At 64.2% G+C, this 11,644-nt stretch carries 10 protein-coding genes, 1 tRNA gene and 2 pseudogenes; 9 read left to right on the top strand and 4 right to left on the bottom strand.

Going from position 1 to position 11,644, the window contains the following annotated elements:
* Positions 1-32: 32 nt before the first annotated feature.
* On the top strand, positions 33-1,238 hold the full coding sequence (locus tag B7Y49_RS02220; protein ID WP_374125932.1) for a TCR/Tet family MFS transporter: 1,206 nt from the start codon (positions 33-35) through the stop codon (positions 1,236-1,238).
* A gap of 109 nt (positions 1,239-1,347) precedes the next feature.
* Here the strand turns inward: B7Y49_RS02220 and B7Y49_RS02215 are convergent, their stop codons facing one another.
* Together B7Y49_RS02215 and B7Y49_RS02210 are read right to left on the bottom strand one after the other, a co-directional pair.
* The gene (locus B7Y49_RS02215; protein ID WP_374125931.1) at positions 1,348-2,145 is read right to left on the bottom strand and encodes an SDR family NAD(P)-dependent oxidoreductase; all 798 of its coding nucleotides are present in this window, start codon (positions 2,143-2,145) and stop codon (positions 1,348-1,350) included.
* 4 nt (positions 2,146-2,149) lie between these two features.
* Complete coding sequence (locus tag B7Y49_RS02210) at positions 2,150-2,764, bottom strand: glutathione S-transferase family protein (protein WP_374125930.1); 615 nt, start codon at positions 2,762-2,764, stop codon at positions 2,150-2,152.
* A 104-nt stretch (positions 2,765-2,868) separates the two neighbouring features.
* On the opposite strand from B7Y49_RS02210, the gene B7Y49_RS02205 reads away from it, so the two are divergent.
* The 5 genes and pseudogenes from B7Y49_RS02205 (at position 2,869) to B7Y49_RS02185 (ending at position 8,174) form a co-directional block, all read left to right on the top strand.
* Positions 2,869-4,398: a class I adenylate-forming enzyme family protein gene (locus B7Y49_RS02205; protein ID WP_374125929.1), complete on the top strand. Its 1,530-nt coding sequence runs from the start codon at positions 2,869-2,871 to the stop codon at positions 4,396-4,398.
* Positions 4,395-5,168, top strand: a pseudogene (locus tag B7Y49_RS02200) (acyl-CoA thioesterase). The gene B7Y49_RS02205 and the pseudogene B7Y49_RS02200 overlap by 4 nt, the downstream one beginning before the upstream one ends.
* 126 nt (positions 5,169-5,294) lie before the next feature.
* A complete protein-coding gene (locus tag B7Y49_RS02195; protein ID WP_374125928.1) occupies positions 5,295-5,957 on the top strand; it encodes an EF-hand domain-containing protein in 663 nt (220 codons plus the stop codon).
* A gap of 128 nt (positions 5,958-6,085) precedes the next feature.
* Positions 6,086-6,805 (top strand): response regulator, encoded by a 720-nt coding sequence (locus B7Y49_RS02190; protein ID WP_374125927.1) that lies wholly within the window; start codon positions 6,086-6,088, stop codon positions 6,803-6,805.
* Between the two features lie 16 nt (positions 6,806-6,821).
* Positions 6,822-8,174 carry a HAMP domain-containing sensor histidine kinase gene (locus tag B7Y49_RS02185; RefSeq protein ID WP_374125926.1) on the top strand — a complete coding sequence of 451 codons (1,353 nt, stop codon included), beginning with the start codon at positions 6,822-6,824 and terminating at the stop codon, positions 8,172-8,174.
* 21 nt (positions 8,175-8,195) lie between these two features.
* On the opposite strand, the gene B7Y49_RS02180 is transcribed toward B7Y49_RS02185, so the two are convergent.
* Positions 8,196-8,280: transfer RNA gene (locus B7Y49_RS02180), tRNA-Leu, on the bottom strand.
* Positions 8,281-8,383: 103 nt separating this feature from the next.
* Here B7Y49_RS02180 and B7Y49_RS02175 point away from each other — a divergent pair.
* Complete coding sequence (locus B7Y49_RS02175; RefSeq protein ID WP_374125925.1) at positions 8,384-8,845, top strand: GreA/GreB family elongation factor; 462 nt, start codon at positions 8,384-8,386, stop codon at positions 8,843-8,845.
* A gap of 44 nt (positions 8,846-8,889) precedes the next feature.
* On the opposite strand, the pseudogene B7Y49_RS02170 reads toward B7Y49_RS02175, so the two are convergent.
* A pseudogene (locus B7Y49_RS02170) lies at positions 8,890-9,768 on the bottom strand (YifB family Mg chelatase-like AAA ATPase); the annotation flags it as partial.
* Positions 9,769-9,985: 217 nt separating this feature from the next.
* On the opposite strand from B7Y49_RS02170, the gene B7Y49_RS02165 reads away from it, so the two are divergent.
* Positions 9,986-10,789, top strand: a complete 804-nt coding sequence (locus B7Y49_RS02165) for an SAM-dependent methyltransferase (RefSeq protein WP_374125924.1) — start codon at positions 9,986-9,988, stop codon at positions 10,787-10,789.
* Positions 10,790-10,916: 127 nt separating this feature from the next.
* A complete protein-coding gene (locus tag B7Y49_RS02160) occupies positions 10,917-11,441 on the top strand; it encodes a hypothetical protein (protein WP_374125923.1) in 525 nt (174 codons plus the stop codon).
* Positions 11,442-11,644: the final 203 nt, after the last annotated feature.

The raw sequence follows: 11,644 nt of genomic DNA, 5'->3' as shown, positions 1-11,644 counted from the left end.
CATGGAGGTGGCATTACCTGGGAAAGCCATCAATGAATTTTGCCAATCGCGCCGTCCCGATCGTGCTGGCCGCCGTACTGATCGACACGATCGGATTCGGCATCGTCATTCCCATCTTGCCGCAGTTAATCACCGATCTCGGCAAGGTCGATCTCGATCAGGCGACACGCATTTCGGGCTATCTGCTGGGCGTTTACGCGCTGACGCAGTTCTTCGCCGGGCCGATCATCGGGAATTTGAGCGATCGTTATGGCAGGCGGCCGGTGCTAATCGCGTCGATGCTGACATTTGCCGCGGATTACGCGCTGATGGCGTTTGCGCCGACGCTGGCATGGCTGTTCCTTGGCCGCGCGATCGCCGGGGTGGCGGGCGCGATTTATGGCCCGGCGAGCGCCGTGCTGGCGGATGTGACCCCGCCGGAGGGACGCGCCAAGGTATTCGGCTATATCGGTGCAGCGTTCGGCCTCGGCTTCATCATCGGTCCGGCGATTGGCGGCGTGCTCTCGGGGCTCGGCCCTCGCGCGCCATTCATGGCTGCCGCCGCGCTGGGTCTGGTCAATGGCGTGACGATGATTTTCCTGATGCCCGAATCGCTGAGCGCCGAGAACCGCCGTCCATTCGATTGGCGCTCCGCCAACGTGGTGGGCGCGTTCCGCCCGCTGTTCAAAAGCGGTGAGGCCGGGCCGTTGCTGCTCGCCTGGTTCTTCTGGCTGCTCGCCAGCAATGTCTATCCGGCGACTTGGTCCTTCTGGTCTGCAGCCCGCTTCGGCTGGGATCCGGCGGCGATCGGCTGGTCGCTCGCCTTTGTCGGGCTGGTGATGGCGAGCGTGCAGATGTTCCTGACCGGGCCGATCATCACTCGGCTGGGCGAAAGGCGCAGCGCCGTGGTCGGGCTGGCAAGCGGCATGGGAGCGTTTCTTGCGTACACCGTGATCACCGCGGGGTGGCAGGCCTATGCGATCTTCCTGATCAGCGGGCTTTCGGCATTGGTGTTTCCGGCGATGAACGGGCTGCTCTCGCGGCTGGCGGATGCCTCGCACCAGGGCGCGCTACAGGGCGGGATTGGCAGCATGGGCAGCGTTGCCGCGATCATCGCGCCGTTGCTGCTGACGCAGGCGCTTGCCAACGGCGTTGAGGCGGGTTTTCCAGGCGCGGCATTCCTGCTGGCGGGGATACTCGCGGCGCTCGCGCTGCTGATTGTGGTGTGGAAGGTGCTGGGGCGGGTTCAGCCTGATTAAGTCCCCACACCCGTTCGGGCTGAGCGAAGTCGAAGCCCATGCGCCACCCGTGCCCTTCGACTTCGCTCAGGGTGAACGGAGGCAGTTTGCTCGCTCCAATAAAAATTCCCTAGCCTTCTTTCCCCGGCCGCCGGGTCAGCGCGACGTCGAGATGCCCGCCCGCGTCGACCATCGTCAATTCCCCCGTCACCGCGCGCATCGCCGGATCGAGCAGAGCCACGATCGGCGCGGCGACATCGGGGGCCATCGTCGCCATTGCCATAGGCACGCTGGCGGCGATGCGCGCGTTGAGTTTGGTAAAGCCTTCCTCACCGAGCCGCTTTTCGAACCAGCCCGTCCCGACATAGCCGGGTGCAACGGCATTCACCCGGATCGCAGGCGCCAGCACGCGCGCGAGGCTCTTGGTCATCGTGATCAGCGCGCCCTTTGAACAGGCATAGGCAACCGATGATCCCATGCCGAACACCCCGGCGACCGAGGCGACGCTAACGACCGCGCTCATCGGCCCATCGCGCATCGCAGGCGCGCAGGCGCGGATCATCTGGAACGCAGCGACGGTGTTCAGCCGGTAAATGTCGACGAAATCCTCGGCATCAAGCGCGTCCAGATCCTCATGATTGGCAAATTTGGTGCGCCCCGAATTATTGACGAGGAAATCGATCCGACCGAAGTTATCCACCGCGGCCTTGGCGAGCGAACGGCACGCGGCATCGTCAACGATATCGGCCTGGACAGCGATCGATCCGTTGCCAATCTCGGCTGCCAACGCTTCGGCATCGTCACGGCTTGTAGCGTAGTTGATGACGCATTTGACGCCGCGATCAGCAAGTTGCCGGACCACCGCCGCGCCGATGCCCGTGCCGCCGCCAGTGACGATCGCGACGCCGCCCTGCATCCTGTCAGCCATCGGGTTAGGCCTGCGCGCTGGGGCGGGCGCTCGCGCGCTCGTGCCATGCCTTCAGGTTGGGCATATCATCAGACAAACCTATGCCAATGAAGATCGCAAAATCGATCGTTGTCAGCAGCGCGATGTCGGCAATCGAATAATCCTTGCCCGCAATCCAAGTGCGTCCAGCAAGCGATTCATCGAAATAGCGCATCGCCGCGATCGCACGTGGGCGGTTACTCTCTCCGAAATCCTTATACTGCGGCACCACCACACGCGCAGTGAAGGGGTGCGTATGCATCCAGACCATACCGACCGGCACCATCAACCGAAGCTCAACGCGGCGCACCCACATATCGACTTCAGCGACTCCCTTGGGCCCTTTGCCGAACATCGGCGGGTCAGGGTTGAGCGCTTCAAAAAAGCGGCAGATCGACAGGCTTTCGGTAATCACCTCACCATCATCAAGCTTCAGCGCAGGGATTTGCCCGAGCGGATTGACCGCCAGAAATTCCGGCTTTTTGTGATCGCCAGCCACGATTGACAATTGCTCGGTCGGCACTTTCAGGCCTTTTTCCGCCAGGAAAATGCGCACGCGCCGGGGGTTGGGAGCGGGATTGGCGGCATCATAAAACAGCATGCAAGACCCTTTGATTTTGTTTTTCGAAGATCGCGTATGGCATTTCGCGTGGACGTCGCCTAGCCATCCGGAAATCCGCTGCGCCAGCGGAGGGGGAAAAACGCGTGACCGCCGAAGCCATGCTTGCAAGCGAATTTGCCACCTTGCCCGCGCTTATTCGCGCGCATGCCGGCGAACGGGAGGCAAAACATGCGCTGGTTTCCGGCGACGGAGCGATGGATTATGCGACGCTCGATCGCCTGATGGACCGGATCGCCGCCGCCCTGCAGCGTGACGGCGTGCCGCAGCGTACATGCGTGGCGATCTGCGCCACACCGTCGATCGATTATGGTGCGACCTTCTTGGGCATTTTGCGCGCGGGGTGCGCAGCGACGCCACTCTCCCCGTCCGCCACCGGAGAATCGATTGCGGCGATGATCAACGACAGCGCCGCGCTGATCGTGTTCGTCGATGCATCGACCCGTGACTTGCTGCGCGGGCAGGCGATCACCGCGCAGATCGTGGATTTCGACGATGGCAGCTTCGCCGCGTGGCTGGCACCCGAGGGCAGCGTGCCTGTTCCTGTCGCAATCACTCCCGAAGACCCGTTCAACGTTATCTATTCATCGGGCACCACCGGCACCCCCAAGGGCATCGTGCAAAGCCATGCGATGCGTTGGGCGCATATCCACCGCAATTCGGGTGCCGGCTTTGGCGATGCGGTGACGATGCTGGCGACGCCGCTTTATTCCAACACCACGCTTGTCACCTTCCTGCCGACATTGGGCTGGGGCGGGACCGCGGTGATCATGAAGAAATTCGACGCGCGCGGGTTTCTGGAGCTTGCCGCACGCCACCGCGCCACACATGCGATGCTCGTCCCCGTGCAATATCAGCGGATCATGGCAGTGCCCGATTTCGACAGTTTCGATCTGTCGGCCTTCCGCTTGAAAACCTGCACCAGCGCACCTTTTTCTGCCGCGCTGAAGGCCGATGTGCTCGCGCGCTGGCCCGGGCTGCTGGTAGAGTATTACGGGATGACCGAAGGCGGCGGGACGACGATGTTGGTCGCCAATGCCCACCCGACGAAGCTCCACAGCGTCGGCTTGCCGGTCGACGGGCATGACATTCGGCTGATCGACGATGACGGCAACGAAGTGCCGCGAGGCGAGATGGGCGAAGTCGTCGGCCGCAGCCCGGCCATGATGACCGGCTATCATGGCCGCACGGAAGCGACGCGCGCCGCCGAATGGTTCGATGCGCAGGGCCGTCGCTATATCCGCCACGGCGATGTCGGGCGCTTCGATGAAGATGGCTTTCTGATCCTGATGGACCGCAAAAAAGACCTGATCATCTCGGGCGGGTTCAACATCTATCCAAGCGATCTGGAAGCCGTGCTGGCGCAGCATCCAGGTGTCGCCGACTGCACGGTAGTCGGCATGCCGTCCGAAGCCTGGGGCGAAACCCCGGTCGGCTTTTTCGTACCGCGCAGTGAGGATAGCGATCCTGCCGCGATCATGGCCTGGACCAACGAACGGCTGGGCAAAACGCAGCGTCTTGCCGCGCTCCACATTGCCAGTGAATTGCCGCGCAGCGCGATCGGCAAGGTATTGAAGCGCGAATTGCGCGATCAGTTGATGAAAGAAACTGTATGACTCCGCTCGCCGACATCCTAGCCGCTGCCAAGCCGACCGACACGGGCTTTACCGCGACGATCCCGCAGGGCTGGCTGCAGGGGCGCACCGCTTATGGCGGGCTGTCGAGCGCGATCGCATTGCATGCGGCACAAGCCTGCGAGCCAGATCTGCCGCCGCTGCGATCGGCACAGGTATCGTTCATCGGTCCGCTGGCAGGTGACATCACCGTCACCGCAACCAAGCTGCGGCGCGGGCGGAATGCGGCCTTCATCCAATCGGACATCATATCGGAAGCCGGTCTGGGATTTCGGGCGACGTTCGTGTTCATGGCCGATCAGGTATCGAAGCTCGATTTCGACCAACGCGCGCCCGTCACGCGTGCACCGCCCGCGCCCGACGCGAAGATTTTCACCGGGCCGGAAGAATTTTTCATCCACAATTTCAACTTCCTCGATCTGAAGGACGGGCTGGCCGAGGGCGAGCTGCTGCGCTGGGCGCGGCTGCGCGTGACTGAAGGGCTCGATCCAATGGTGCAGATCATGGCGGTGGCCGACGCGTTGCCGCCAGCCGTCATGCGCTTGCTCGGGGGTGGATTTCCGCCGGTGAGTTCGCTGACCTGGATTGTCAATTTGCTCACCGCCACGCCGTCGACCACCGATGACTGATGGCTGCTCTCCGCTAAATCCGATTACGCACGCGGTGGCTGCAGCAGCCAGACAATGCGGATATGGAATGCCGATGGCGTATTGATGGCCGAAGGCATGCAGAGCGTCGCGATCTTTGCCTAACCAGCGCGTGTTTGCGACAATTCGCGACAGTTTTCCGTCGGGCTGACATAACCACGCGACAGATCGTGACGATACCCAGTCCAAGCCTAGCGGTTATCCCGCCGCTGGCAGGCAAAGGATTTGGCAATGAAGAAACTCCTCATTGGTTCAGCCGCAATCGCGTTCGCAATCGGCGGCGTTGCGGTGGCGCAGGCAGTCAACGGACAGGCGCCGGAGATGCCGGGGCATCACGGTGGCATGATGAAGGCGGCCGACACGAATAATGATGGCGCCATTTCGCAGGCCGAAGCGATTGCCGCCGCGACGAAGCGTTTCGCCAGCGTAGATGCAAACAAGGACGGCAAGATTACCCGCGAAGAGATGCAGGCAGCCCGCGCCAAACGCCATAGTGAGCGCATGGCTCGATGGGGCGGCCCCGGCATGGGTCGCGGCCCTCACGGTCCGGGACACCCCGAAGGCATGGGCGGCCCCGGCGGCCCCGGCTGGGATCACGGTCCTGGCGGTCCTGAACGAATGGGTGGTCCAGGCGGTCCCGGCGGCCCTCGTGGCATGATTGCCCGGCTCGATACGGATGGTGACGGCAAGGTCACCCGCGCCGAATTCGATCGTCCGTTCGACGGCATGGATCGCAACAAGGACGGCGTGGTCGACCAGACCGAGCAACAGGCGATGCGCGATGCCATGCGGGAGCGCATGATGGAGCGGATGATGGAGCGTCGGGGGGCACCCGCCCCGGGCGCCATGCCCCCGCCCCCACCTGCGCCAAAGCCCTCGCCTACCGGGAAGTAACCCGGTCGCCGGGTGGGTTTGCCCCTCCTCGCTCGCCCGGCAAAACTTGCCGCTGCTTCCAATGCCCGCATCGGCGGGATTGGAGCAGCGGCTTTGCGATCACCAAAGCTATGCTAAGCACCGAGACAATGTCCGAAACGCCCCATCTGCTGCTGGTCGACGACGAGCGCTCGATCCGCGAGCCGCTCGCGCAATTCCTGCAGAAGCAAGGCTTTCGCGTGACGCAAGCGGGCGTCGCTGCGGCGGCACGCACGCGGCTGGCGGCCTATGCGATCGATCTGGTGATCCTGGATATCATGATGCCGGGTGAAGACGGCCTGAGCCTGACCCGCCATATTCGCGAGACCAGCGACACGCCGGTGATCCTGCTGACCGCACGCAGCGAGGAGACCGACCGGATCGTCGGGCTCGAAATGGGGGCGGACGATTATGTCGTGAAGCCCTTTTCCCCGCGCGAGCTGGCCACGCGCGTCAAGGTGGTGCTGCGCCGTGCCGCGAATGGCGGGGCCCGGCAGCATGCACCTGATTCGGGATCGTTCGCCTTTGCCGACTGGGTGCTCAAATCGGGCGAGCGAGCGCTGGTCGATCGCAGCGGCGTATCGGTCGCGCTGTCGACCGGCGAGTATAACCTCCTGCTCGCTTTGGTGCTCCGACCTCGCCAGGTGCTGACCCGCGATCAGCTGCTCGACTTGACGCAGGGCCGCGAAGCCGCCGCGTTCGATCGCGCGATCGACAATCAGGTGAGCCGCCTGCGCCGCAAGATCGAGGCCGATCCGAAAAACCCGGAATTGATCAAGACGGTGTGGGGCGGCGGATATACGCTCGCAGCAGAAGTGACCCGGCTGTGATCATGACCCCCGCCGCATGAGCCGGTTCTGGCCCCGGAGCCTGTCGAGCCAGCTGGCGGTGCTGGTCGCGATTGCGCTGTTCGTGGCGCAGGCGATCAATTTTGCGATGCTCTATCAAGGGCGACAGCAGATTTTGCTGCAGCAAATCGTCGGCCCGGCGGTGACGCGCATCATCGACATGAACGAGCAGCGCCCAGGCATGAGTCTGCCGGATGATATCCGCCGCGGACGCGTGCGGATTGTTGCAGCGAACCCGATTCCGCCCGGCCGCCACGGTCGGCCCGACATCGAAGCGGCCTTGCGGCTTGCGCTGATCGATGCGGGAGTACCGGTAGGCCGCATCGCATCGCATGTCCGTCCGTTCAGGCCCTCCGGTCACCATATCGAACGCTATGGCCGCAGGCGGGCCGAGCGCTATACCCGCTTTGGCGCCGAGCTGATCATCGCGGTCGAACAACCCGGGCGGGGCTGGCTGGTGATGAGTTCGCCCTGGCCGCGATCAGACTGGCCACTGCTGTGGCAACTGATCGCTCAGACGCTTATTCTCTATGCCGTAGTGCTGCTGCCCGTCCTGTGGGGGGCGCGGCGGATTTCGCAGCCGCTCCAGTCACTCACCAACGCGACCCGGCGCTTCAAACCCGGCGAGGCGCAATCGCCGCTCGCCGAGCAAGGCCCCCAGGACGTGCGATCAGTGATAGCGGCCTTCAACGCGCTGCGCCTTCGCGTGACGGCGATGCTTGATGAGAAGGATCGGATGCTCGGCGCGATCGGGCATGATCTGCGCACGCCGCTGGCGGCACTCCGCGTCCGTATCGAATCGGTCGAGGATGATGACGACCGTGCGCGCATGGCCGACACGATCGACGAGATGAACCGCACGCTCGACGACATCCTCTCGCTCGCACGCCTCGGGCGCCCCAGCGAAGCGCGAACCGAAGTTGACCTAACCGCGCTGGTCGACGCGGTCGTCGAGGATTTCATCGCGATCGGCAGCCCGGTGAGCTTTGTCGAGGCCGATCGCGTCACCCTCCCCTTGCGCCCCTCGCTGATGCGCCGCGCGATCCGCAATCTGATCGAAAATGCGGTGAAATACGGCGTCTCGGCGGAGGTCCGTGTGGTGCCCGGAAAGGATCAGGTGGCGATCACCGTCGCCGATCAAGGGCCCGGCATTCCCGTCGAAAAGCTCGAGGACGTGTTCGACGCCTTCACCCGGCTGGAAACATCGCGCAATCGCGACACTGGCGGCGCGGGGCTCGGGCTCGCGCTGGCGCGGGCGATTGTGCGGGAGGCTGGTGGAGAGGTGACGCTCACCAACCGCCCCGGCGGCGGGCTCGACGCAACGATCACGCTGCCACGGCAGAGGGGATAATCGCGCTACGCTGGCAAAAGATGGTGCGGGCGGTCGGAATCGAACCGACACTCCTTTCGGAACCGGATTTTGAGTCCGGCGCGTCTACCAGTTCCACCACGCCCGCAACCCGCGTTCGCTAACCCAAGCCGCACGGGATCGCAACACTTTGCTCAGGCGTTGCATCCCCCAGACATTCGGGACCATACCACCAAGATGAGCAAACCAGTATGAGCGTCGCGTTTCGCCGGGAGAGCGATGAGGAACATCTCGAGCCCAAGTTCGAGCTGCCAATCCCGCCCGGCCCCAATATGGTGACAGCGGCTGGCCTGACGCTGATCGAGGCGAAGCTAGCGGCGGTGGAAGCCCTGATCGCGAGCGAAACTGACGAGGCGGCGCTGGCGGATGTCAAGCGGCAATGGCGGTACTGGATCACGCGAAAAACCAGCGCGCAACTTGCCCCCCCACCGCCAGAGGATCGTGTCGCGTTCGGATCACGGGTGCGGTTCACGCTAAACGGTGCGGAACGCGTTGTGACGCTGGTCGGCAGCGACGAAGCCGAAGGAGTGACAGACAAAATCCCGTTCACCGCCCCCCTCGCCCGCGCGCTGATCGGCGGTGAAGTGGGCGAGATGCTCGATTTTGGCGGGGTGGCGGATGCAATCGAGATAATGGCGATTGAGGGGGCTTAATAACCACTAGAGCGTCGCGCCGTACAGCGACACGTTACCCGGGCCTAACTCCGCGGTGCCTGCCGTCGGTAGCTGAGCGCTTCCGCCACGTGGATACGCCCTACCCCCTCGCTCCCGGCCAGATCGGCGATCGTCCTCGCCACCCGCAAAATCCGCGTATAACCCCGCGCGGATAGGCGCATTGCCTCGGCGGCCTGGGCGAGGAGCTTGCGACCGGGTTCGTCGGGGGTGGCGACGGCATCGAGGATCGGACCGTCGGCCTCCGCATTAGTGCGCGCGGTGCTGTCGGCATAGCGGGCGGACTGGATCGCACGGGCGGCGGCCACACGGGCGGCGACTTCGGCTGAGCCCTCGGCGGGGGGCGGCAGGACGAGATCGGCGGCGCTGACGGCGGCGACATCGACGTGCAGGTCGATCCGGTCGAGCAAAGGACCCGATACCTTGGCTTGATAATCGGCGGCGCAGCGCGGCGCGCGCGAACAGGCCAGCGCTGCGTCGCCGAGATGCCCGCAACGGCACGGGTTCATCGCCGCGATCAGCTGGACCCGCGCCGGAAAAGTGACGTGCGCATTGGCCCGCGCGACGCTGACGGTGCCCGTCTCGAGCGGCTGGCGGAGTGAATCGAGCACGGCGCGCTGGAATTCGGGCAGCTCATCGAGAAACAACACGCCGAGATGCGCGAGGCTCACCTCGCCCGGCTTCACTTTCAGCCCGCCGCCGACGAGCGCCGCCATCGATGCCGAATGGTGCGGCGCGCGGTATGGCCGTTGCCGCGTCAGCCGCCCGCCCTGGAGCGTGCCGGCAACGGAGGCGACCATGGAAACCTCCAGCGCCTCTCCCGAATCCAAGGGAGGCAAAATCCCCGGCAGGCACGATGCCATCAGCGATTTGCCCGATCCCGGCGGGCCGACCATCAGCAGGTCCGATATGGCTACACCCGATCGGCGGAATCGTCGTCGATCCGGGGTCTGCCGGTGACGTTCGCATCGCCTGATCCAGCGACGCCGTCGGACGCCGGGAACACCCAATGCCTCAACATTCGTGGTGCCTTCGATGATCGTCGCACCCTCCACGTCCCTCGGCCCCGCTTACATAGAAGGTCGCGTCCGAACACCGTCCAAGCCCGCCTTCGACCGGGCGATGGCGAAGCGCTTCGACCAGTATGACACGAGCGAACCCGTCGCACGACGGTTTGTGCGGGTGGTACGGGAGCACGTCGACCTCTCCGGCCTGCGCATCGTGGAACCGAGCGCCGGATCGGGCTCCATCCTGAGAGAACTGCCGCCTGGCACCCGTGGGATCGACATCCTCCCGAGGGGTTCGGGCATAGAGAAGAAGGACTTCCTGACGTTCCGGGCCGGCGGCGACCGGGCTGTCGCGTTCATCGGAAACCCACCCTTCTCCGGAGGACTCGCGTCCACGTTCTTCAACCGCGCGGCGCCGCAGGCGCAGGTCATAGCCTTCATCCTGCCGCGCTCCTTCAAGAAGGCTTCCGTCCGGAATAAGCTCGACGGCGACTTCCACCTCCTGCACGAGGAGGACGTGGAGGACGACGCGTTTGTCTTCGGGGGCAAGCCGGTTCACGTGCCGGCGGTCATCCAGATCTGGGTACGTCGCGCCGTCAGGCGCGACCGTGTAGTCGAGCCGAAGACCCATCCCGACTTCATCTTGCTCAAGACACGTGAGGGCGCAGATTTCGCGATGCAGCGGATCGGCGCGCGCGCCGGTCGCGTGCATCGGGAGCTCTGGCGGAGCAGCGAGGCGCACTATTTCGTCCACGCCATCCGTCCCGGTGTCGAGGAAATCATCAAGGGTCTAGATTTCAAGAGCGTCGTGAACAACGTCGCGGGCAAGCCCAGCCTAGCGAAGACTGAGCTGGTTTCGCTGTATTCCGAATGGATCGAGCGGTTCGGCTATCCGTCGTCGGACGCTTTGGTCGAATGACTGGGAGCTGCTTAGTGGCTTGCGCCGGCGTGCATGCTCGATGCCGGCAAGCGTCGGGTCGCTACCGCGTCCGCGCTGGCACTGTGGCGCACCGTAGCCATGGTCCGACCGCGTTCGGGAGCCTGTCGTGAGCGTCGGTCCGATCACTCATGCATGCCGCGTGTTTCTCTCGCGTCACCGCCTCTATCCGGGGCACGTGTCACGCGCGCTCTTTAACGCGCGCAAGCGAGATCATAACGACCGCGGCCGCCGACTCCAGCTGCAGGGTCAGTCCCTAGATTACCCGATAGACCACGGCGACGAGCTCAACGACGCCTATCTCGAGTTCCACCCCGGCTCCGGCAACACGCTCCTGAAGGTGAAGCGGCGGCGCTACTGGTATCGCGAGCACGGCAACGGTTTGGCGGATCTGATCGTTTTCGGCCGGCAGCTGCCCGAGGTTGTCTGCCTGGGGCTCGATCGCGACCGTTACCGCCTCACCCACCTCGTGGAGCATGAATACGACCCGTTCTACCTGAAGTCGGATCCCCTCGTCCGGCGCATGCGCAATGCCGAGCGCCACGGCCGTACGGCGCTCATCCTCACGCTCCTGCCGACCTGGGCGGAGGAGCATTGGGGCTATAGCGATGGCGGCGAGATATGGCGCGAATAGCGTTGTCGGCCACCGTCCGACCGCAACCGGCGTGACGGTGGTCATGACGGGTAACACCTGTTTTCCGCCGACCCACTCTCGCCGCTCGACCGGTCCGTCCGGCTAAACCCAATTCTGTGCTGCGAACCCTGTCGGATCGGCGGACCGCACGACAACCACTCATAAGAGGTTTCCCGTATGCTCGTCGGCTACATGCGCGTGTC

The organism is Sphingomonas sp. 28-62-11 (assembly GCF_002278865.1).
GTDB lineage: Bacteria > Pseudomonadota > Alphaproteobacteria > Sphingomonadales > Sphingomonadaceae > Sphingomonas.
Note: the sequence above shows the minus strand (reverse complement) of the source record. Positions and strands in the feature narration are given on the sequence as shown.